13 protein-coding genes are annotated in these 23794 nt (G+C 42.1%); 2 read left to right on the top strand and 11 right to left on the bottom strand.

Annotated features, from left to right (window positions below):
• Window positions 1-2: 2 nt before the first annotated feature.
• The 4 genes from BGP76_RS04250 to BGP76_RS04235 form a co-directional block, all read right to left on the bottom strand.
• On the bottom strand, window positions 3-1307 hold the full coding sequence (locus tag BGP76_RS04250; RefSeq protein ID WP_119843724.1) for a glycosyl hydrolase family 8: 1305 nt from the start codon (window positions 1305-1307) through the stop codon (window positions 3-5).
• Window positions 1308-1318: 11 nt separating this feature from the next.
• The gene (locus BGP76_RS04245) at window positions 1319-4288 is read right to left on the bottom strand and encodes a glycosyl hydrolase 115 family protein (protein WP_221409843.1); all 2970 of its coding nucleotides are present in this window, start codon (window positions 4286-4288) and stop codon (window positions 1319-1321) included.
• A gap of 185 nt (window positions 4289-4473) precedes the next feature.
• Window positions 4474-6405: a RagB/SusD family nutrient uptake outer membrane protein gene (locus BGP76_RS04240; RefSeq protein ID WP_119843722.1), complete on the bottom strand. Its 1932-nt coding sequence runs from the start codon at window positions 6403-6405 to the stop codon at window positions 4474-4476.
• A gap of 11 nt (window positions 6406-6416) precedes the next feature.
• Complete coding sequence (locus tag BGP76_RS04235; protein WP_119843721.1) at window positions 6417-9542, bottom strand: TonB-dependent receptor; 3126 nt, start codon at window positions 9540-9542, stop codon at window positions 6417-6419.
• 254 nt (window positions 9543-9796) lie between these two features.
• Here BGP76_RS04235 and BGP76_RS04230 point away from each other — a divergent pair, with 254 nt between their 5' ends.
• A complete protein-coding gene (locus tag BGP76_RS04230; protein ID WP_119843720.1) occupies window positions 9797-10828 on the top strand; it encodes a LacI family DNA-binding transcriptional regulator in 1032 nt (343 codons plus the stop codon).
• 110 nt (window positions 10829-10938) lie between these two features.
• On the opposite strand, the gene BGP76_RS04225 is transcribed toward BGP76_RS04230, so the two are convergent.
• The 3 genes from BGP76_RS04225 to BGP76_RS04215 form a co-directional block, all read right to left on the bottom strand.
• On the bottom strand, window positions 10939-11691 hold the full coding sequence (locus BGP76_RS04225) for a hypothetical protein (RefSeq protein ID WP_119843719.1): 753 nt from the start codon (window positions 11689-11691) through the stop codon (window positions 10939-10941).
• A gap of 147 nt (window positions 11692-11838) precedes the next feature.
• Window positions 11839-12981: a response regulator gene (locus BGP76_RS04220; RefSeq protein ID WP_119843718.1), complete on the bottom strand. Its 1143-nt coding sequence runs from the start codon at window positions 12979-12981 to the stop codon at window positions 11839-11841.
• A gap of 14 nt (window positions 12982-12995) precedes the next feature.
• Window positions 12996-15623, bottom strand: coding sequence for an ATP-binding protein (locus BGP76_RS04215; protein ID WP_158584044.1), 2628 nt, complete (start codon window positions 15621-15623; stop codon window positions 12996-12998).
• Between the two features lie 392 nt (window positions 15624-16015).
• Between BGP76_RS04215 and BGP76_RS04210 the strand changes: the two genes are divergently transcribed.
• Window positions 16016-16657 (top strand): 2OG-Fe(II) oxygenase, encoded by a 642-nt coding sequence (locus BGP76_RS04210; protein WP_119843716.1) that lies wholly within the window; start codon window positions 16016-16018, stop codon window positions 16655-16657.
• A 2-nt stretch (window positions 16658-16659) separates the two neighbouring features.
• Here the strand turns inward: BGP76_RS04210 and BGP76_RS04205 are convergent, their stop codons facing one another.
• From BGP76_RS04205 to BGP76_RS04195, 4 genes are all read right to left on the bottom strand, one after another.
• Complete coding sequence (locus BGP76_RS04205) at window positions 16660-18003, bottom strand: DEAD/DEAH box helicase (protein ID WP_119843715.1); 1344 nt, start codon at window positions 18001-18003, stop codon at window positions 16660-16662.
• A gap of 63 nt (window positions 18004-18066) precedes the next feature.
• Window positions 18067-20310, bottom strand: a complete 2244-nt coding sequence (locus BGP76_RS04200) for a TonB-dependent receptor (protein ID WP_119843714.1) — start codon at window positions 20308-20310, stop codon at window positions 18067-18069.
• Window positions 20311-20947: 637 nt separating this feature from the next.
• Window positions 20948-21070 carry a DUF4331 domain-containing protein gene (locus BGP76_RS20430; protein ID WP_147407371.1) on the bottom strand — a complete coding sequence of 41 codons (123 nt, stop codon included), beginning with the start codon at window positions 21068-21070 and terminating at the stop codon, window positions 20948-20950.
• A 238-nt stretch (window positions 21071-21308) separates the two neighbouring features.
• A complete protein-coding gene (locus BGP76_RS04195; RefSeq protein ID WP_158584042.1) occupies window positions 21309-23696 on the bottom strand; it encodes an outer membrane beta-barrel family protein in 2388 nt (795 codons plus the stop codon).
• Window positions 23697-23794: the final 98 nt, after the last annotated feature.

Below are 23794 nucleotides of genomic sequence, written 5' to 3'. Positions count from 1 at the left end.
CACTATTCAGCCTGCGGTGTGATGATTCGATAGTTCCCACTCAAATGCATCACGCTAAACAAGTAAAGCAGTCCATCGAAATAAGGATCAAAATAACCGTCTTCATAGGGTTCAAGTTTGGCATTCCATACTTCATCGACAAACTGCCATCCTTTGCCATGCGTGGCAGCCAAAGAAGCCGCTCCAGCAGTAGACACCAATCCCAATGAATGTCTTAGCTTTTCATAGCCTCCAGCCTGAAGAATCCATTCTGGAGTTGTCCCGTCTATATTATACTGATCGACATAGGTCTCTAAGCCTTGGCAATACAGAAAATCTTGGATACGATTGGCATACAGCTGTTGCCACTCGGCATCCTTAGCATACCAGCTGTAGTCCATGGCTATATTCATAGGTACACGCCATGAATCATAACGAAATGCATCCCCCATCTTGCCACGGCTATGTGGCGCACCACTGAATTCGGAATAGTCAGGCGTCAAACCCGTTTTGGGATGCGTGGCTCTGTGCAGAAAAATACGCGATGTATCTGCACAAGCGCTATAAAACGCCTCATGACCATCGTTAGCATACTCAGCCCACACCTCAAAAAATGCAGGTAAGTGGTAGGAAGGATCAGTCCAGTCATATCCACCCTCATGAGGTACAAAATTTATTTGCTTATGCTCTACATTGAGGACGTTTTTGACTCCTTCAGCGCCATCTTTGCTCCACATCGCATCAAGAATTCTTCTTGCCTCTCCATAGTAATCTATGCCTGTTTCATTCCCCCATTGGTTGGAGGCGAAAAGCAGCGCAGTGACAAAGTAGAGTTCTCCATCCGAGGCTGAGCCTTCTGCGTTGTGCTTTCCCGTTAAGGGGTCGACACTCCACGCAAAGTAAGCATCTCTGACTCCTCCTTGATGCTGCATGTATTTGGTCGTCCAGCGCCACAGTTTATCAAAGACTTCCTTCTTGTCCAATTGCACGGCCACCATGAGTCCGTATGAGAGTCCTTCGGTTCGTGCGTCCTTGTTTTTCAAATCCGACACATAGGCCAAAGAGTCCTCTACCTCAAAATATACACGATTCAGCCCTTCGAACGTGTCATAGTAAGCCTTCTCCAACTTGGCATCTATCTCCGCTTGCGAATACCCCGCCTCCAAAAAGAGATTGCGGTATTTACCCGTTTCCGAAGCTCCTTTGACCCAAGGCTTCATCTCCCCCCGTGGATCGCTTACTCCCTTTTCACAGTCCTTCGGTGTATTCACGCACCCAACCAGCAAGACTAGGGCTAGTATCAGTTTATAATTTTTAAGATCTTTCATGTCTTAGCTATTTACTTCTTTACAGATTCAGGAGCGCCTAAATAGCTAGCTGTATCCACGCCCTTCTTATGCAAAGTGATTTTCTCCAATACCATTCCTGGATCGAGCATATAATACTTCAGCGTATGTTGACCTGCTGACAACTTTTGTTGCATGACAGACTGCTTCATGAGGTTATCTGTCACGGCATTGTTCCACCAGTCAGGATAGGTCCAGTCAGCCGCTTTGGCGTTTTCATGAAGATTCATTACCTGTGGCTTTCCCCCGTCGATGGAAATGGCATAAATCAACCCTTCGTCTTTTTGAAAATTTAGCGTTGGCGAAAACCATGTTTGCAAATCGAAAGTACCTGAATCTAATAGCACGATTTGATATTCCAAATAAGGCGTGTTTTTTCCTGGTTCTTTCGTGGATGCCGTGACAGGTAGAGTCGTCACGGCCGAACCTGTGCGCCCCAAATTAGGGATCAATTCCCATGAAATACCCTTGACTTCTTTTTTACGCTGAAAGCTCGTTGCCTCCATGCTTACAATCCCTCTGTTTTCCACGAATCCTGAAGCTTTGTTTGGAACATCCTTGCGTAAAGGCACTTTGATGGTAAAACTTTGACCCGAGGTACTTGATAGCAAAATCTCCCCTTCTACCTGTCCATCAGGGACTTTGTCCCAATCGATACTGACGTAGATCTTTTCTTCATATTGAACAGATCCCGCTGTTGAAGACAATTTAATCCACTCATATTTCGATTCGAGTGTATAGTTCAACTTTTCGATTCCCTTGTTGAAAACCTCAAGATAATAGCGCTGATCATTGAGCGGATCAAAGGTCGAAAAGCTATGACTATTCACCCCTCTGGCATTTCGTCCAGAACTACCTTCCCCATACTCTAAGACATAGCCCAATCCTGCACGAGTAGGCACTTGGATATAAGAAACCTCCGGCATTTTATTGACCTTCGGGTCAAACCAACTGACATGTCCCATGTGGGTTTGCTCCATGATGTGGTTCCACTTACCGTTCGCAAATTCGTTATGCTGCTGGAGAAGGTCTGCATCTTTGAAGAAGAGTGCTTTTGTGTGGTCAGCATAATAGTTGGTCGAAGCTCTATTCTGTGTACGATACAGTTTATTTTTGGCAGCTGCCACATACATCTCATTCATGTTGGCGCATGCTTCTACAGGATACAAAACCAGTTGGTAAAAAGCATCTTGTGCTTCCTTTGGTAGTTTAGCCTTGATGCGCTGAGCTTTGATTAGCAATTCATTGTATTCCTCCACGACGGTTTCCGCTTCTCTAAAATTGGTTAGGCTATAAGTATCATGTGCTAACAACTCAGGTTTTCTCCTTGCATTGTATTTGGTATAGCGTGCTAAAATCTCTCCGATTTCCTTGGCATATTGCCCACCAAACTGAGCATCTGCCCATTGTGTATAGTACCCAGGTAGATCATTTGCTTTGATAGCTGTAGGATCCCAAGCATAGTCCAAAAAGAAGTTGATCGGCAAATCCATCGGTTTCAAATCTCCCACATTGACCAACCAAATCTCATCTACACCATATTCATAAGTCAGTCGCATCTGCTCCCACACATGCTCTATCTGCACAGTATTGAGCCACTTGTAGCTCCTAGGCCCACCTACAAAATCAAAGTGGTAATACATGCCATATCCTCCTTTTCTAGGCTTGGCATCTAACGCTGGGAGTACTCTCACTTGTCCCCAATTGTCATCACAAAGCAATAGGGTCACATCATCTGGCACACGCATCCCTTTGTCATAGTACTCCTGTACTTCTTTGTACAAGGCCCAAACTTGTGGTGTTTCTTCAGCTGGCTTGCCTGTGACCTCTGCGATGATTTTACGCTGGTCGTTGACTATTTTTTCCAATAGTTCGATGTTAGTCCCTTCTCCCATGGCTTCATCACCATCCCCACGCATAGCAAGCGTCACGACTTTTTCTTGTCCTTGGGTGCGTACCATACCATCTCTCCAAAACTCTTGAAGATTTTCAGGGTTGGCATCATAGTTCCAAGCACCCTCACCATAGCGATTCCATTCCACGTGGGCACGCATCAATGGTTCGTGGTGAGAAGTGGATAACACGATCCCCATTTCATTGGCCAATGGTGCACTCAAAGAATCATCATCCCACAATGATTTGCCCCACATAGCAGGCCACAGGTAGTTTCCTTTCATCCTCAGAATCAACTCAAAGACTTTCTCATAGAAATCATGGTTGATTCCTCCAAATCTCTCTCTCGCCCACCCTGACAATGCAGGATCTTCGTCATTGAGAAATATCCCTCTATATTTCACTTTGGGCTCGCCAGTGGTGTGTACGCCCGTTTTCACATATACATTCTCCCGAGACTGGATCGGCGCATCTGCCCACCAGTACCAAGGCGAAACGCCCATAGACTCGGACAATTCAAACATGCCGAATATCGTCCCTCTCTTGTCACTACCTACTATCACCAGCGCATTGTCGACTCCCTCCATAGGCTGCTTGACAGGTAGGATTAAAAACTGTTCCCATTTACCTTTGAGGTCTGAAATATCAATCTTCCCATTGGCTATCAACTGATCAATTAGCGTACTTTTCCCTACAGTACCTACTATCACAGCGTTTTTTGAGTTCAGCTCATCCCCAATGGTCAATTCGGCTGCTTGTCCAGAGACATGACTCAAATCTTTTTGAAACAATCCCGCAATTTTCAACACACCCGTATGATCAGAACTACTGACTAGGATAGTGGCTGGTGTTCCCTTCTTGATGAGGGGAAAATGATTTTTCCCCTTTTGGGTGGTTAAGAACGATGCCTCGGGAAATGGTGTGTCAGTTGGGATGACGTTCACCTTATCAAAGTCATCGTTGCCTGCCATTTGAATAGCCCTAGCGTCCGAAGAAACAATTAACAATAGCGTAAATACACTAAAAAAGAGATTGATCAGAAAGGTTTGAGATTTTGTAATAGTAGTCATTTATCTTTCAATTAAATGGGTAATTTATTTCCACAGTCATTATCACTTCACAATATGCCACTTTAGATTGTCTTCCTAAACATAAGACACCATCATTTTATCAGCTATCAAATATTAACAAAACACCCTCCTGAGACTTTAAATAAGAAATCAGGAGGGTGAAACACTATTTACTATTATTTATTTTATTCGTACCCAGGGTTTTGGTAGTTATCCTTATATGCTTCATCTCCATCCATCCTGTCCAGCTGTCCTTGTGGTATTGGGCGCAAATACATGTAAGGCTCAATCTCTCGATTTACAGTTGCAGGAGTATCTCCTACAGTTGGCGATATCTGATAGGTTCCAGCATACTCTTCCCACTTCTGGGTACGTGCTAGATCGAACCAACGATACCCCTCCCCGAAGTATTCACGAGAACGCTCATCCAGAATATAGTTAATATCAATAGTCGCTGGAGTAGCAGCTTGCATAGCAGCACTATTATCCTCAATTCTCTCCATATCCTGAGACACATCATATCTCCACATACCTGCACGCCCTCTAATCACATTGATCAATTGTCTCGCCGTGTATATTCCTGATGCACCTTTGACAGCCGCTTCAGCAGCCACAAAATACAATTCAGAAAATTTCAAGATGTTATAAGGACGTGATATAGATACTTTGTCATCATTATAATCACTCCCTTGACGATATGCTCCCAATTTCCAAAGTCCAGGAAACACATTTCTAGATACCTTATCTAAGGGTACCAAATAGTCAGGTCTACCTGGTAAATACCCTGCCTCTGTACCGTCATCATAAGTATTGTCATACTGTATCCCTCCTGGGTCACTAGGCAAAAATGATAGTATAGGTTCATTTGGCCCTACTGGCATAAAATTAGCGCCATACAGTTCAGTTTCTGAACGGCCTGTATTGTAATGCCAAGTACCACGATATACACTAGTAAAAGTTCCGTCAAATCGAGAATCAGTCGTTTTATCCGCAAAAGTATTGGTAAACACTCCAATGGAAGGTGCCATACGTGACCACATACGACTATATGACTGGCCCGCTTGTACCGTTCTAAACATGGCGTCTGATGACTCCCATACCGTAGGGCTAGAGCTGGCTTTTATCGTATGAAAATACCATGTCACCATCCAAACAGCCTGATTCTGAGCATCGCCACCATTCCAGCCAGTTACGTTACCCTCGTTGTATTTGGCACTATACTCTGTATGATCAGCCCATAGCATGATTTCACTATTGCGATCGTTCTGAGCTAAGTTGACATCATAATATGTAGGTTGCAACGAATATGGCCCAGGATTGTCAATACCTGCTGTCGCTACATCATACGCTAATTGATAATACTGCGTAGCAGACATACCATCAGGATCTGTTCGATCTGTCTCGGGATACGTAGGGATGTTATTAGGATTCTCTAACCACCACGCATAGGTCAAATAGGCTTTAGACAAAATGAGTCTTGCTACGTTTTTGGTCACCCCTCCTATCACACGTGGGTTATCAGGCAAATCCTCTACTGCTTGTTCCAAATCTGGAAACACTCCTCTGGTATAAACCTCAGGCACTGTATTTCTCACAGATTTAAGACTAGGAGCTGTATTAAATTCCAATTCTCCACCTCCCAAATCTAAAGGAACACCACCAAAGGTTTGAACCAATAGAGCGTAACCATAAGCTCGAAAGAACCTTGCTTCGGCAATTAACTCATCAGGCATGGCAGCTTCTGTGCCATTGGCTATGATTGCACTGGCGGAGTTGATCGCCGAATAAGACTCGTTCCATAGCACATCAAAACGGCTATTTTGAGCATCAGGAATCCCTAAACCAGACAAATCTGCCGCCTGAAAATTCCCATCGGCCTGTGAACCATAAGTGTACTCATCCGTACCCGTTTCGGTAGCGTTATAATAATACGGCTGTCCGTAAACTCTTCTCAGATTAGCATAAAGTCCCGTCAAACCACCCACAACTCCTTCTTCTGTTTTGAAAAATCCTGGCTCAAATCGTTCACGAGTAGTCTCTTCCAGAATGTCGTTGCACCCTGCGGTCAAAAGCAAGCCTAAAAAGGCTACTAATATTGTTTTATTAAATCTTTGCATGATTACAATCGTTAAAATGTCAGATTAATTCCGAGTAAATACGTGCGTGTAGCAGGAGCATTTGTACCAATAACTGGCAATCGCTCCTGAATATCAGTCGTCACTGCTTGATTTTCGTCCCCATAGGAGTTAGACTCAGGATCCATGCCTGATTCCTTATGGTATGGCGAGAACATCACCAATGGATTCTGTGCTGTAGCATACACTCTCAATTTGCTAATACCCGCCTTATCAAGCCAGTTACCTCCAAAATTATAACCCAAAGAGATCGTTCTGATCTTCAGATACGATGCGTCAAAATAGGCTAAAGTACTACCATATTTGGGGTTATCCCCAGCGGTTAACCCTCCAGGTCTTGGATATTTAGCATCCGTATTTTCAGGTGTCCAGTAGTCCACATCCACGTTGTTGTGGCGACCACTCAATAGATTGAGATAACTGGATGTACCGTATAACGTGGAGATCACTGTACCTCCCTTTTTAAAAGCTCCAACGATGCTCAAGTCAATCCCTTTGTAAGACAAACGTGTATTAAAACCACCTTGCCAATCAGGATTAAAATTAAGAACCTGTCTGTCTTCAGCACCAATAGGTCTCACTGGAGTGCCATCTGAATTGTACTCCCCAGTGTACTCAACTTTAACCATCCCTGGATTGCCTCCTGGCTCTAGGATATCCATATGTTCATCTCCTTCTTGCCAAAGACCTGTCCTTTTGTAATCATATATTACATTGATCGGCTGACCTACAAACCACCAGTTACCTACATTTTCTTCTTGTCCAGAAGTCAAAGACACCAGCTCATTTCGATTGCCATAAAGGTTGAAACCTGCTTCCCATGTAAAACCATCCAGGTTGTCGATAATTACACCACTTAGAGATAGTTCAATCCCTTTATTCTCTGTCTCTCCTACGTTAGACACAAAACTTCCTACCCCCGCTGTACTTGGCAAATCAACACTTAGCAGAATATCTTTTGTATGTTGTTTGTAGTATTCAACTGTACCATTCAATCGCCCTTGAAACAATCCAAAATCTAAACCAAAATTCCAAGTTTGTGTGTATTCCCATCCTAAGTCTGTATTAGGCAACTCAGACAAAATATAACCTGTCGAATAACTTTCATCACCATTGTCACCAAAGTTATAGAACCGAGTACCTAATCTACCAAGTGTAGAATACGGGTCTATCGCCTGATTAGATGTTTCACCATATCCTACTCTTAGTTTCAGCATATTGATCTGAGAAATCCCTTGCATAAATGACTCATTAGCAATATTCCAACCCGCAGAGACTGCTGGATAAGTATGCCATTTGTTACCTGGCGAGAGCCTCGACGAACCGTCTGATCTCAAAGTGGCACTAAGCATATAACGATTATCATAGGCATACATCAGACGCCCCATCCATGACCTCAATCCCCAAACGGAGTAATTTTGCTCGTCAGGGTTAATAATAATTTCTCCTTCAGCATAGCCAAGGTTATAATACTGAAAATGATCAGCAGGTAAGTCATTTGCTACGATTCGTGAGCTATTGTATTTTTCTTGTTGATTAGAATACAGAGCAAGAATATTTAATGAATGCTTCTCTGCAAATGTACGATCATAAGAAAGAATATTTTCCACAACCCAACTAGTGGTCACTGCACTACTAATAGATGCAGATGAAGGCGCATTAGGATCCGAGGCACTGGTCACTCCAATCCCCGTAAAACTTCCTCCCTGTGAATTGCGATAGTTCATCCCTAAGTTCAAGCGATATTTCAATCCTTTCACCCAAGGAGCCTCTACTTCCCCATATATGTTATTATACGTACCAAAAGTTTTGGTTTCGCTCAACCACACATCCTGTGCATCTTCGATGGATTCCTTTGTCCATACTTTATAGATATCTTGTGAAGCCTGTGAGGCTCTTTTCAAGTTTCCTTGATCATCATAGGGGCTAGACAATGGCGAAGAACCCAACGCATCGGCTACTCCTACTTGATTCCCCTCAGTTACACCATAACTGTTGTTAGACGTTAACCCGAAGCGAAAATACTCACCGACATTCTGATCTACAGCTGCACGCAACGAAAAGCGAGAATATTGATTAGTCGGCACGACTCCTTCATCCTTGTAGTAGCCCAAACCAAAGGAATAATTTCCAGTTTCAGAACCTTTGGTAACACTCACATCATGGCTCATTACTTTACCTGTTTGGTATAGCAAATCCTGCCAATCTGTATTGATATCATCAAATTCGTCTGAAGAGTTAGGATAAGTTGCCCCTCTGCCTAATTCGTCTACGGTGCGAATTGCCTCCGCTCTCATAGTTGCAAACTCCGGTCCATCCATCATCGGATAGTCTGAGAACAAAGTTTTCACACCATGAAAAGCATTATATGAAACGATCGCTTCTTGCCCTTTCCTACCTCTTTTGGTCGTCACGAGAATCACCCCATTAGCACCTCTAGAGCCGTAAATAGCCGTAGCAGAAGCATCTTTGAGAATATCGACACTCTTGATACTATTCGGGTCAATATCGCTAATAGATCCAGCAAATGGTATTCCATCCAATACGACCAATGGATCATTACTAGCAGACAACGATCTTGTACCTCTAATTCTAATTTGCATCGTCGCTCCTGGTCTAGAAGAAGTCTGCGTCATGTCAACACCCGGCAATCGTCCTTGCAAGGCATCTGTGATGTTAGCTGACGGAACCTCCCTCATTTCATCTCCGCCAATAGAAGCAACGGATCCTGTTACTGCTTCTTTCCTCTGAACAGCACCATAACCTACAACCACCACCTCTTCCAGCGCCTGAACATCTAGAGGCAAACTTACATCCACAACGGACCGACCATTTACACTGACCTCTTGCTTCAAATACCCAATAAAACTATAAATTAATGTAGCATCAGCAGGTACGCTAATACTATACGCACCGTCAAAATCGGTGACAACTCCTGTCGCTGTTCCTTTAACTAGGATACTCACCCCAGGTAGTGGTTCTCCACTTCCCTCTTCGACGACTTTACCGCTTATTTTAACATCCTGCGCCACAGCGACTAGACTGCCAAAAACAAGCAAACAACTGATTGCATAAAATTTAAGCAATCGATAAGAATAGTTACTTAGTCTTGTAATCATGATTCATATAATAAAGTTTGATTTAAGTTTTACCCAAAACACACCAAAAGACCATATAAATGACTCAGTCACTATTTAATTCATACCATGCCATCACAATGCTCCCATAGTCCTTGGGGATATTCAAATGTATGGAGAATTTTAATTACACGCAATCGATTGCGTAATATTTCATATAACCAATGTAAATTGTGATAAATAAAAAGTCAACCTACCTTTAACCTATAAAAAGGACTAAGCAAGGACAGCTAAGAATGAAAAAAAGTAAAGAGGTTACCATATACGACATAGCTAGTGCGCTCAATGTCTCTCCTTCGACCGTATCTAGAGCCCTCAAGAAACACAAAAGCATAGGCAAGGAAACCATCAAAAAAGTAGAAAAGAAGGCAACACAAATGGGTTACCGTCCTAATAGAGTAGCAGCCAATCTACGTACGCAAAAAACGAACACCATAGGCGTCATTGTTCCTCGCGTAGACCGACCTTTTATCTCTACGCTCATCAGTGGCATAGAGTCAGAAGCGAAAGCGAAAGGTTATCATGTCATATTCACCCAATCACACGACAAAATCAAACTAGAAAAGGAAAATGCAAAACTACTTTTCAACTACCGTGTAGATGGCATCATCGTATCTCTGGCTATGGAAACAAACAATTACGATCATTTCCTACCCTTCAAAGACAAAGACATCCCACTAGTATTCGTGGATAGAGTCACTGAAAGCCTAGATACTGATCTCGTCGTAATAGACAATACGCAGTCTGCTCAGATCGCAACCCAGCACCTCATCGACCAAGGCTGCAAACGCATCGCTCATCTCGCTGGAGCACAGCACCGAAACGTCTACCTCAATCGACGAAAAGGCTATGAAAAAGCACTCTTAGAAAACGGATTCATTGTAGAGCAAAAGTGCATTATAGAACTAAAACAACTCTCAGCAGAAGAGGGTTATCAATCCGCCAAAACACTACTCAAACAAAACCCTCGCCCTGACGGAATCTTCACAGCTAACGACACCACAGCTGTTAGTGTCATCCAGTGTGCCAAAGAGCTGGGGATCAAAATCCCAGAAGAACTCGCCGTAGTAGGGTTCAACAATGACCCTATCTGTACTATCATCGACCCTGCACTATCCACCATCAATCATCCTGCTCGGGAAATGGGAGAAATAGCAGCTAGACAACTCCTCTCTCATAGAATTCACTCTGAAACCGAAACCTCCAACATCATCAAACTCAAGACTGAGCTGATTCAAAGAGCCTCCAGTACGAGAATCGAAAAATAACTTGATGCACCTTAATGAATAGTGCATATCATATCACCGAAAGGACAACTAGACTATCAAAAGTTGGTAAAAACAATTACGTTTAGGAAATAAAACAGATGTACTCATCTCTACTCTTCTTGAAAGTGATGCCGTCGAAAGATGTTTTCAGGTGTGATTTTGACAGAGTAGTTTCCACGTTTATTGCTAACATCTACCTCCATGTCATTAAAGCCGAATACATAAATATTGAATTCTACATTAAGGTCCACTACATGGGTAAAGGCCTTTTTTAACAAGCCCCAGTGGCTTCTCACTTGATCGCGTTCATCTGAGTCGAGTTTAGATACATGCTCTTGAATACTATTTGCAGAGATGTATGATTCTTTTAATTCCACCTTTACTTTACCCAAGTCCGAATGCGATAGCTGGAGTGCTTGTGAATACAAATGATTGGCTAACAGCTCATGGTTTTTGAGAGACAACAGCGCAGATTTTATCGAGTCATTCTCAATGTCTTCATAAGGGAATTCTCTTCGTATCCACTCATCTGACACTTCTATGACTGAAAATAATAATGCATCATAAATCGCCAAACTATAGATACTGATAGGCACCATGACCATCGTAAACGTCTGATGTTCTGTGATATGTTTTACAGACACATCTACATCCCTACCAATTTCAATATCCTTTCTTTTGATTTTGCTTACATCAACTTCGTGACGTCTCTCCTGCTCGACGAACTGATCTATAAATGGCTTAGAGTTCGCCAGTTTATGAATCATATTTTCAATTTCATCTACATGATTCTCTATGAGGTATTGCTGCATGGTTTCGCCCACTTCAATCTCAGCCTCCGCATGTGTTTTAATCTGCCCCACGGAATCTAAAGATACTAACACACAAAATAGCAGACCAAAGAGAACGCAGGTTAAGTTATTGGTCATATTTACGAGTTGTACTTTTACCTTACTAAGGTACTAATAATTGCCTTTTTTCTAAATGGCTACAAAGACAATACTTATGTTTTACAAATGGATTCCCAGCATGCACTTGGCTTTATCGCCAGTCAATTGCTCAGTAATTAGTACAGACTGTTCGGACATCTTTTTACCTATCATACCACGCATAAACTGTAAAAAAGACACCCCTTCTGTAGATGAATTGTTCGATGGTATGATTTGATTGACCATGTTTTTAGAAATAAAATATACTTCCGTCACACCAGACACTTCCAAAGTCTTTACATCAGGAATACCATTATCTACTAGGTTAAAGGTCTCCTTATCACCGCTAAGCATTTTCAATTTTTGATTGTCATCAAAGTAGTAAATACTCTGATTGACTCCACTGTACTCAACGGTCTTGTTTTGGGCATCAAGTATAGCTATTGACAAATCAAATGAAGGCAACAAATCTGCAGCATCGGCGAACTTCATTTTTACTCTTGACAGAACTTGTTTTAGGATCAAGGATGTTTCTACTTCTGTACCTTTATAGACAATCTCTGAAAGCACCATGCTTACATAAGATTTCAGTGCAATAGAAAGACCTTTGGCTTCATTGGTATTAAAAAAAGCCACTGTAGTTTTTTGATTTTTCTCTCCAAACCAAAAACCATATGGATTTTCAACATTGTTATCATAGATAATAAAACTATCATCTATGAGTGCTTTCAAATCCTCTGAACTTGGTAAAATCGTATTATTCAATCGAATGACTGAATCTGCTATATCATCACCTTTGGGCTTAACAGCCTCTTCTTCACGTTTCTTTAGTGCTTTATCAAACTCTGCTTTAAGCTGGTCTCTATCCCACGGCTTAACAAGATACTTATCCAAACCAAACTCATTCACTGCACGGATAATCGCTCCAATATCACTAAAACCTGTCATAATCATCCTGACAATATCAGGATACTTAGGTACAACCTGTGCTAGCAAGTCTACTCCAGACATACGCGGCATCTGCTGATCCGTAATTACCAAATCCACCTTCTGTTCTTTAAGCATTTCTAGCGCTTCCATCCCATTATCTATGGTAAGGACATTATAATCACGTTTAAATGCGTGTTGAAAAATCCTAAGATTCACTGGTTCATCATCCACGTACAGTACTGTGTATTTTTTGACTGCCTCCTTCTTTTGCGGACGTTGTAATATCAATTCCATATCTCTTCTCTAGCCTAACTTAATTGTCCTTCGAGCACTCGCTCCCCTAGCTCTAATTTTTTTGGTAATCTAATAATAAATGTCGTACCCTTACCCACTTCACTTTCTACTTTGATTGTACCATTATGCTTTTCTATAATACCATGTGAGATAGACAGACCAAGACCTGTTCCTTTACCAATGTCTTTGGTGGTAAAAAATGGATCAAATATCTTTTCTCTCACCTCTTCGGTCATTCCTGTCCCATTATCTTGAATAGTGATCTCGATGGCGTTCTCGTCGATATCTTTGGTAGAGATGGTTATCTCTCCATCATCACCTTCCAAGGCATCTAGTGCATTGTTGACAAGGTTGACAAAAACCTGATTTAGCTGCCCTGGGAAACACTGAATTTGAGGAATACTTTCATCCAGATTTTGTACAATCTTAGCCTTATTTTTATACTTATTTTTAAGAATCAATAATGCAGATGAGAAGCTTTCGTTAATATCTGCATCTTTCACCTCTGCCTCATCATGCCTAGAGAATGATCGTAAGCCATTGACGATTTCGGTAATTCTAGATATTCCGTAGTTGACGTCTGCCAGGAGTTCTTCACTTCCGTTTTGTAGTTCGATCAACCCTTCTTCATCTTCCTGCAAGATCGTACGGTATTTCTTAATCTCATCTATATTATCTAGTGCTATCACTTTCTGATAATTCTCAATATAGTTTTTGATCTCTTCAAAGTTCCTCAGTAATGATTGTGCACCACTGGACACAAAGTTAATTGGGTTATTAATCTCATGAGCAATCCCTGCTGTCAATAGACCCAGTGAAGACATTTTCTCTGCTTGCACCAAATGTACCTGAGTATTCTTAATCTCCTTATTGGCTTTCTCCAATTCTTCTCTCGTCGACTGTTCTTTTTTCAGTAAAACCTTCAGGTTCACATGTGCCTTTTTGAGTTTGTTATTCATCGCAAGCATCGCCTCAGAACTCTTCTTAAGTTGAATATTTCGATTCAAAATAGTTTTTTGCTGTTCTGCCAAATTACGATTCTGTTCCTTAATGGTCTTACCTGTATTGTAAGTTCTAAAAAAAGCAATTGCCAAAATAGACAAGATCACAACAGAGCCAATGATCACTATATACTGCAACAACTTAGCCTGTTTCGACTGCTTCGCTTCAAACTCGATCTGCTGCTGAAGTATCTGGCTTTCCTTCTGTAGAATATCTCGCTCTTTCTGACGCTCGGCTTCAGCGAGTCTCGTCATTTCTGCCTCTAGCTGTAGTCGCTCCAACTGCTCTTGATTGAGTTTAGCTGTCGCAGCTTGTTCCACGAGCAACATATCTTGTCGCGCCTTTTGTGTTTCTAATTCGATTTGCTGTAATTCAGCCTCTTGCAACTTACTGCGCTGCTCTATCAACTGTAGCTCTTTGAGTTTTTGCTCTGACCTGAGTCTTTCCCTTTCTTTAGCCAATTTTTGATTTTCAGAACTCGATATTTCTGCACGCGCCTCTTGCTCATAACTCTCTGCCAGATTCTCTTTAGATACAGACACCTTTGACCTTCTGCTTTCCACTTCTCCTACTTGCAGTTTTACATCATCGTATAGTTTTTGATAGTCTTCATACTGGCTATCCATTCCACGCTTTTTGTAGTTCTGAACGTAGATTTCATAGGTTGATAACAATACAGGCTTTATGTTTTTACTTACTGCTATCTCCTCTGCTTTAGCTAGAGCGTTGATAGCTGTCTTATATTCGCCTTTATCATTGGCGATCTTGGCCTTTAGATTATAGTAGCGTGCCACATCTTCAGAACGACGCAGCTTTTCACTTCTTTGAATTGCCTCATCTACCACAGCCATTGCCCTTTGGTACTCATTACTTTGTGCCAGTGCAATGGCTTGATTATCTAAATACTCTATCTTGTTTTGATTTTTCTGTACAGCGATATTGGCATATTTCAATCCACTTTTTACCTCTCCAGCCTTTATATATTGCCCCGCCAAGAGATCAGCTGCTTCAGCTATTTGTCTATCATTTCCGCGATCTTTTATCCTTTCGTAAAAGGACAACCCATATTTTAGTGCTTGTGGTGTGTTTCCTAAGATCTGATACTGATTAAAGAGTTGCTCCTGTGCCCTGCCTACATAAGAATAAAGCTTGTCACTCAAAGCCATTTTCAATAGGCGTTCGTAGGTATCTATGGCCTTTGTCGTTTGATTTGACTCTACATAGTTCATCCCTAGAGCCTCTAAGGCATTTGCCTTTCCTTGCTTTACTCCCAATTTATCATAGATCACCGATACTTGATAGTAATAATCACTGGCCTTATTATAAGCACCCATACTGGAGTAAGTGCTCGCTAGATTATAATAACCTTTGGCCAAATGCTCTTGATTACCCGTTCGCTTGGCACTCAATACAATGCTTAAGAAGTAGTTAATGGATTTTTTGTAATCTCTACGAGACTGATATATATCACCTAGAATAGTTTTGAATTCAAATATGAGGCTTTCATCGTTGATGGACTCTGCCTGATCCAGACCAAGCAAACCATAGCCTAAGGCACCTTCTAAGTTCCCTCTCTTCTTATTGTAGTTGGTTTTTTCTAACAATGTTTCTGCCTCATTTTTAGGAACTTCCTGAGCCATTAAAATAGAAGACGACAATAACAACGTAACCAATAAAAGAAAAATTGAACTCGGTTTTCTCATAACTTGTTAATGACCTCATCAATCCCTAATCAATCAAGATTGATGGGCGAAAATACTAACATTGAACAATTTGATTTTATTAAATTTCTAATATTTTCTTAAAAATATCAGCTATACACAATATGCTCAAAATATCAACACGAGCACATCTCTTTTAGATCAAAATCGGCTTTTTTTCGATTAACAACCAGTAATTACAGATGAATAAAACTACATAAAGCAATAAATCATAAAATGATCAATTTGGACTCAGCCTATAATTATGATTACAATATGTATTTGTTCTTCTAGTTATCTTTCGATAGGCTACATTCGCAAAATTTTGTTCATTGAATTCATTTTTTAGCGAGGACAACTGGGTCGGCTGGGTCGATGCATTGTCAGAAAATCATTATGTGGTCATCGATCATATATTGCCCAAACAGATTCTTTTGGATCTAAAAACAAGTTTTGACGAAAGAGTAGAAGCCGAAGCGTTGCGTAAAGCTGCGATCGGTACTTTGAATCAAAAACAAGTCGACCGCAGTGTGCGTGGCGATGAAATCCTGTGGCTCGATAAAGACATGGCGGATCAGCGTATCCATACTTTTTTCGATCTCGCGGATGAAATCAAACAAAACTTAAACAGGTACTGCTACCTTAGCCTCTCTGGCTATGAATTTCACTTTGCACACTACCCTGAGGGAGCTTTCTATAAACGTCATCTAGACCAGTTTCAAGGGAGAAACAACCGCCTCATATCGATGATCCTATACCTCAATGAGGAATGGCAACCAGCATACGGCGGTCAACTCAAACTCTTCCTAGATGGAGGCAAAGAAGAAACGATAATGCCGACTTTTGGCCGTATGGTCATGTTCAAGAGCGATGTGCTAGAGCATGAGGTGATGATTACCCATCATGATCGCTACAGTATCACTGGATGGATGCTCTATCAACCTGTCGGTTTGAGTTTCCTAGAGACGAGCTGAATCTATCTCTTTTTCTTGTTTTGGTTCTTGTCGCCTCGGGTTCGAGGCTTTTTGTGCTTGGAGGCAAGCTTACGTTTGTAAGAGCCTCCGAGGTTTACCTTCTGGTTTTTTTCTAGCTTTTCGGCATCCTCCACTACCTCCTTAGGCTTGGTATTGCGGTTATAGTTACTCTCTCGTACCCGTGTACGTTCCTCAGGAATCAACTGATCAGTCACCTCTACCTCCTCTGGAAAATCTAGCAACGGAATTTTGTAATCCATCAATGATTCAATCGCTTCCTTTTGCGCTTCTTCCTTCTCTGTAAAAAACAGTATCGTCTTCCCTTGCTCTGCAGCTCGCCCTGTCCTACCAATTCGATGCATGTAGTTTTCGGGATAGCTCGGTACGTCATAGTTGATGACATGCGATATCTTGTCTAAGTCCAAACCTCTGGCAATCACATCTGTAGCAATCAGGATGCGCTTGCTACCTTCGTCAAACTCCTGCACCGAGCGTAAACGATAATTCTGCGTCTTATTAGAATGAATGATACATACTGATGACCCGTAGGCTTCCTCTACCAAATCAAAGAGCCGATCTGCCATTTTTTTGTGGGACACAAAGACCAAGACTTTATGAAAGGTTTGGTGATCTGAAATCAGGTCATTGAGCAGTCTAGCTTTCGTGAGAAAGTTCTTGACTGGATAGGCCGTCTGTTGAATATTTTCTAACGGAGTACCACTGACCGCTATAGCGATGCGCTCTGGCGTAGTGAAATAATCGTCGATCAAGTCATCCACATCATCGGTCATCGTCGCTGAGAACATGATATTCTGTCGCTTGTTGGGCAACAACTCGAAGAGGTTGGTGAGTTGCGTACGAAATCCTAAATCCAACATCACATCCACTTCGTCTATCACCACTTTGTTCAAATCCCTAGGCTGTAGCGAACGATCTACGATCAAATCATATAGGCGACCAGGTGTAGCAACGATTACATCCTGCCCATCGGCCAGTGCTGCCCGCTGTAGTTTGATATTAGACTCCCCAAATACTCCCAAAACCCTTAGCGTCATGTAGGCCGAATAAGACTTGACCTGCTCAACTACCTGCACCACTAGTTCACGAGTAGGCACCAATATTAAAATACGTGGATTCTTCTCCTTGGAGAATTTGAGCTGCTGTAGCAGCGGCAGCATATAAGCAAAGGTCTTACCTGTACCTGTCTGCGATATCCCAATCACATCCGATCCCGATGAGATGACCGGAAAAGCTTCCTGCTGTATCGGGGTAGGTGTATCGAAACCCAAGTCTTCGATGGCACGAAGCATGGCTTTGTTGAGATTGAGCGCTGCGAATGTATTCATGTAATAAGGATTTTCGCAAAACTAGAGATCATGACTCTCACCAATACCATAATAGAGTACTTTTTAGAAAAAGTAACTAAAGCCAAATTTAGCAAAGAATGGCGTACCTGGCGTAAAGTGGATCTCCTCCACTGGCGCAGGTTCATCTTCTAAGCGTGACTCAGTCAGGAACTGCGTCTCCTTCCATTCTTGGTTGAGGAGGTTTTCTACAGTCAGACTTACCTGATATTTGGGCTGAGTATAGTTAACAACCGCATCCATGATGAAGTAGCCTTCAGCGATCACGCTGCGATCTTCATTGGCTGCTCGATCACCGAGATAGCGGTAGCGAACACTCCCGTTCCATCCCTGTTCAAAATCGAAACTCAGTCCCCCTATACTCGTGAATACTGGCGCCAACGGTATATACTGTGCAGCTTCGGGTTCGTCTATCGATCGTGCTTTGGTGTAGTTCAAATCCACATCCGCAAACAACCATGAGGTCAGTTCCGCACGTACTGATAAGTCTACCCCCTTACGGTTCGTTTTTCCTCCTGCTTCGACCACTCCTTCGTCACCGACATAAACAAATTCCTGATCCAAGTCCAGATTCCAAGTCGTCAGATTGATAGCCAGCCACGAAGCGGGCTTATAAAACATACCAATATCCTGACCATAGGCCTTCGGCAATATTTCCTCACCACTCTGTGCCACAACCACACGTGCGTCATTAGAGTGAAAGCCTGTACCTGCCTTCACAAAAAAGCTCAGGTTAGGAGATAGCTGATAGTTTAGTCGAGCCTTTGGACTCCAGATTCCCTTATCCTCTGTGCGATCAGTCGCATCCAGTCTATTGGTATAGTTAAAAAACAAGTGATCATAACGCAACTCCGCATCCAGTACCAACTGTGGCAAAAGTGCTATGGACTCCCCTATGTAAGCACTCACGTTACTCTGATTCACATCACCTCGTGCAATATCAGACAGTACCTCCTGACGATCTTTGGTGCGTGACAGACGGATATCATCCACATGATCATAGCGCATAGTTGCGCCAGCTTTGGACTGCAGTTGGATAGACCCGAGATAATCGCTTCGTTTGTATTCACTTTTGTATCCGATAATATCTCTCGTTTCGCTTTGGGTGATTTGATCTCCATTGACGGGATCATTGAGGAAGAAGGTAAAATTGGACACTAGATTAAAATCATACCGACTATAGTACAGCTGATTGCTCCATGTCGCTCCTTTTAAGTCCTGCACCAACTGTAGATTCAAGTTAGTTCTAGCGGTTTCTCCCCCCTCAGTATCATCTATCGCGCCATATCTAGTGATTTGTCCACTCTCCACAGCCCTCACTGGGATTTGACCAGAAGCTGTCCATTTGCTATAAAAAGTGGATCCAGTCGCTGTAAACAAAGTGTTTGGGTTCCACTGACTCTTGTATTTAGCCATGACGTTGTACCGCCTAAACCCCTGACTACTCTCAAAATAGCCATCTGAACCGAACACCTCTCCTGCTACGAACAATTGATCATCTTCGTCACTTTCTGGAGTCCCCAAAAGATTGAACATTCCGACCGTCCTAAATGTACCATACTGTCCTCCTTCTACTTTGATCGTGTTGTGATCGACTGCATCTCGCGTCTTGAACGACACATAACCCGCCGTGGTAAAATCACCATACTCTGCATAATGAGGTCCTTTGTTGAAATCAACACGCTGTATTGTCTCCGGAATGAGAAAATGCAAATCTGAATAACCCTGCCCATGTGCATGAGATGGCATATTGACGGGCATACCATCTACCGATATAGAAATATCTGTACCATGATCTATATCGAACCCTCTCAAAAATATCTGTTCTGCCTTACCACCTCCGGCATGTTGTCCTATGAACAATCCTGGTACATAACGCAAAATCTCTTGCGAATTATTGATCGGACGCACCGCTAGATCATACTGTGAAAGGCTATGGATAATCTCCGTATCATCAGGTGTAATCACAACATTAGATAAGCTAATACTACTGGGCTGCATCGTGATCACGAGCTGACCACTCGTCTGATCCACTAAGGCGACCTGCTGCATTTCATATCCTATGAATGACACGGTCAGATACTTCGCTTCATCACTGATTTTGATTTTGAACTTCCCGAAAGGATCTGTGACAACTCCCTCACCTAAATCACTGAGGATTGTCGCTCCTGGTAGTGCTTTGCCTTTCTCGTCTCTAACCGTACCATTGTACAACTGGTCAGAAGCTAAAGCCTCTACAGTAGCCAATAGATAGATTACTACTAGAAGGATATATGTCCGTTTCGTCATGGTGCAAAAATACTATAGGTTGGCTATTTGATTATCGATTTTATGTGTGAGCTGAGGCCCCAGTTCAAAAGACGCTTCTCTCGCTTCTTTTAGATAGGTTTCTGCTTCAGTTTTTCCATAAGCGGAATATATAACACCTATATGGTATAGGGTTTTGATTATAAATAATAGTTCCATGGAAGATCAAGCCTGCTGTAGCAAAGCTATCTATGCATCAAAATAGACTCTAAGAACCTGAGTTCGATTAATAAAGGATATAAATCATCTTCTTTATTCAAGGTTTTTGAAAATTACACTGTCTGAGCGATAGCGAGTTTATAATTTTCTAGCCTTTTTGCTTCCTTTTTTGGCAATGAAAAAAGAAGCGTTTACCTACAGGAAGCATGGCCTGTCTGGTTTGAAGACAAAGAACAATTGATGCATTTCAGAAACGGTTTTAATGAAAGTTAAAATCGAACGCAGGTGACTGGTGACTAGCTTTAGTGAAGTGTGTAAAAGCCGTCTCCAAACACATCAGAGACGGCTACAGCTATGTCTGCTGCGATACGTGTATCTCCGCGATAATCTCACTGTTCAGACCCGTCTGAGCTGCTGTAACTACCCCGTAGGCAATCGCCTGCCCATCTCTGAAAAACACTTAAATCACCTGATCCTCGACATTGTCAGCATCCGAATCGATGTTGATCTCATACATGACATCATCATCAAACGATGGTATCGCTCCTGGAGCAGTTAGACCCGCTACATGGCATACGAACACATAGCTGTCTGCGTCAGCAGGACGCTCGAATGCACAGTAATTGTGATATCACTCACTGTGCTACCGCTCTCTAAACTACAGTACTGAATTACTAGACACTCAATCTGGCTATAGGGCATACAGCGTTTAGACAAAAGAGACTTTACCTTTTGTCTAGCGATTAAATCGTTTTGATTTATCACCACAGCGGTGCTATGTATAGCATAACAACCCTCTAATACCTACTCAGCTTAACTCTTTAGGAATCCGATGCCCATTTCAATTTGCTAAAACGATAAGAAAGCGTCAGATAATACCGCACGGAGTTGCGCTGATAGGTGTTCGCCGAGGCAAAAGTATCAGACTGATCTACGACACTGTTTCGTTCCCAACTATGTAGCAAATCAGCAAACTTCATACTCACACTTAATTTATCATCAAGCAGTTTTTGTCTCATCACAAAGTCAGCAAAATAGTAGGGTTCGTTGTAGCCTTGAGCGGTGAGTTGTTGAGAAAAATAATTCATAGTGAGCTGCGTCGAAAAACCCATGGGCAATTGATACTCCAGACTCGACTTACTAGAAAAGTTAGTACCTCTCCTCCTTAGTTGTTCTTGCATACTGTTGTAGGTGGTATAGGCTGCATTAGAGAGGTTCATGCTTGTATTGATTCTCAGTTGCTCAATAGGGCGAAAATTAGCAATCAACTCCCATCCCAAAGATGCTGCTGCGTCCACATTGGTGTAGGTAAAATTGACAATTTCGTTTTCGTCTTCAAAGCGGTATCGAATATCTGCATCCTTCACCTGCTTATAATAAACACTATTGCTCAAGTACACTTGATCGCCATTCCATGTCTTGTCATGGCTCAATTCCAAAGCGTTAATAGATTGTGGCTTCAGGTAAGGGTTTCCATAGCTAATCGCTGTAGGGCTATAGTAGGTCACGAAAGGGTTAAGTCTATAGTAGTTCGGCGCTTTATTCTTCGTGGAGTAATTGAATGACAGACTCTGGCTTTCATCCATTTGGTAAGCCAGCTGTATGCTTGGCATCAAACGCCAATATTGATTCAAATAACTTTCTTCTATCCCTACCGCTTGTGGATCGAGCGAGGTATGTTCTGCGCGCACACCTAGGCTATAACTCAGCGATTCTAATCCTACCACTGTTCCATTGAATTGACCATAAGTTGTCCATACTTTTTCAGCATAGATGTATTGGTTGGATCGATTGGTATCTTTCTCCCACCCGTTGTTTTCGTGATATGTAGAATAGTCGTAGATACGCTCTGAATTGCGTAACCAATACGCTGCACCTATTTCTACTCTATAGTTATCCCCTAAACCATGTTCGTAATCCACTGAGTATCTTTGACGGATATCCCCAGTCATTTTATCATTGATCTGATCCAATCGACTGACTTCCCTAAAACTCCCATCAGCGTTGAATGTACTGTCCAAAAACACGAACTCATCATCCTTGTCACTATAGCCATATTTCACTCTAGCGCGCAGCTCGCTCTTCCCTTCTCTAAAGGCCTGTTTGAACAAGAAATTCCCCCAAAACCAGTGCCTTTGATCCTCTCCCTTTCTAGATCGGTCGAGTGTTCTATCCAAAACCTCATCATTAGTATACTCTACATCGAACTCCTTTTCAGGATTGAAATTATTAATCCCAGATGAGGCATTTAACTGAATCAAATTATCCTCATTCATCCTGTATTGAGTCTTGAAATGATAGTACTGATTATACATATCATTGCGACCAGCGTAGTATTGATCTTGCTGTGTCGTATCTCCACTATAGCTAGTTCTGTAGCTATCACCATTATCCAAACGACTGTCCCACTTCTGGCTAGTACCGCCCCCTATTTCAAACTGATTGTTTCTCCACTTTCCATTCGCATTGGCTCTTTTGTAGTTGTCATTACCTACTCCTAAGGCTGCGTTGGCAAAAGTCCCTTGTCTGTTTCCTTTTTTCAGCACGACATTGATCACGCTCTCTCCATTCTTTACATCGTATTTGGCAGATGGAGTACTAATCACTTCGATAGACTCTATTTCACTCGCTGGAATTTGCTCCAAAATATTGGCCACATCAGACTCCACGCCATCTATAAAAATGGCCACTTGCCTCCCTCTAAAAGAAACCTCATCATCTATCCCGACGGATGTCGAAGGGATGTTTTGAAGCATATCGAGGGCATTGCTGGACTCGGAGGCTGGAGAAGCGCCTACATTGAACGCTTTCACGCCTGGTCTAACCTCTACATCATATTTTCTAGATTCGATCACTACCTCCTCCATTCGTTTCACATCTGACTGCAACACTACCTGCCCTAGGTTCAAATCAGTACTCAAATCTTGATTGTTCAACAACATGGTCTTGTATCCTATATAGGACAACCGTATATGATATTTGCCCGCAGGGACAGTCATCCTATAGTTGCCGTCATAGTCTGACACAGTACCACTGACTATGGAAGAATCTGCTAGCGCTAATACGGCAATATTAGAGAATGGAACACCTAGCCCTTCTTCATCAATAGTCTGGCCTGAGAGCTGTATCTTACTTTGGGAAAACGAGAGATTACCGACTAGCAAAGCGAATACAACTAGCCCGAATTTTAGAATCGTAAAAAATTTCATAGAATCAGATTTTATTTGCCAGAGCAAAGCAAATTTCATACCTATATAAAAGGCCTAAAACATACCAACAACAATATCAATCAATAGTTCAACAAAAG

Origin of the sequence: Reichenbachiella sp. MSK19-1, assembly GCF_003590315.1 — a bacterium.
GTDB lineage: Bacteria > Bacteroidota > Bacteroidia > Cytophagales > Cyclobacteriaceae > Reichenbachiella > Reichenbachiella agariperforans.
Note: the sequence above shows the minus strand (reverse complement) of the source record. Positions and strands in the feature narration are given on the sequence as shown.

Excerpts from the sequence above, each read along its gene's own strand:
- BGP76_RS04235 (WP_119843721.1), bottom strand. The coding sequence starts at position 9,542 with ATGATTACAAGACTAAGTAACTATTCTTATCGATTGCTTAAATTTTAT.
- BGP76_RS04205 (WP_119843715.1), bottom strand. The coding sequence starts at position 18,003 with ATGAATACATTCGCAGCGCTCAATCTCAACAAAGCCATGCTTCGTGCC.
- BGP76_RS04245 (WP_221409843.1), bottom strand. The coding sequence starts at position 4,288 with ATGACTACTATTACAAAATCTCAAACCTTTCTGATCAATCTCTTTTTT.
- BGP76_RS04250 (WP_119843724.1), bottom strand. The coding sequence starts at position 1,307 with ATGAAAGATCTTAAAAATTATAAACTGATACTAGCCCTAGTCTTGCTG.
- BGP76_RS04230 (WP_119843720.1), top strand. The coding sequence starts at position 9,797 with ATGAAAAAAAGTAAAGAGGTTACCATATACGACATAGCTAGTGCGCTC.
- BGP76_RS04195 (WP_158584042.1), bottom strand. The coding sequence starts at position 23,696 with ATGAAATTTTTTACGATTCTAAAATTCGGGCTAGTTGTATTCGCTTTG.
- BGP76_RS04200 (WP_119843714.1), bottom strand. The coding sequence starts at position 20,310 with ATGACGAAACGGACATATATCCTTCTAGTAGTAATCTATCTATTGGCT.
- BGP76_RS04240 (WP_119843722.1), bottom strand. The coding sequence starts at position 6,405 with ATGCAAAGATTTAATAAAACAATATTAGTAGCCTTTTTAGGCTTGCTT.
- BGP76_RS04220 (WP_119843718.1), bottom strand. The coding sequence starts at position 12,981 with ATGGAATTGATATTACAACGTCCGCAAAAGAAGGAGGCAGTCAAAAAA.
- BGP76_RS04215 (WP_158584044.1), bottom strand. The coding sequence starts at position 15,623 with ATGGCTCAGGAAGTTCCTAAAAATGAGGCAGAAACATTGTTAGAAAAA.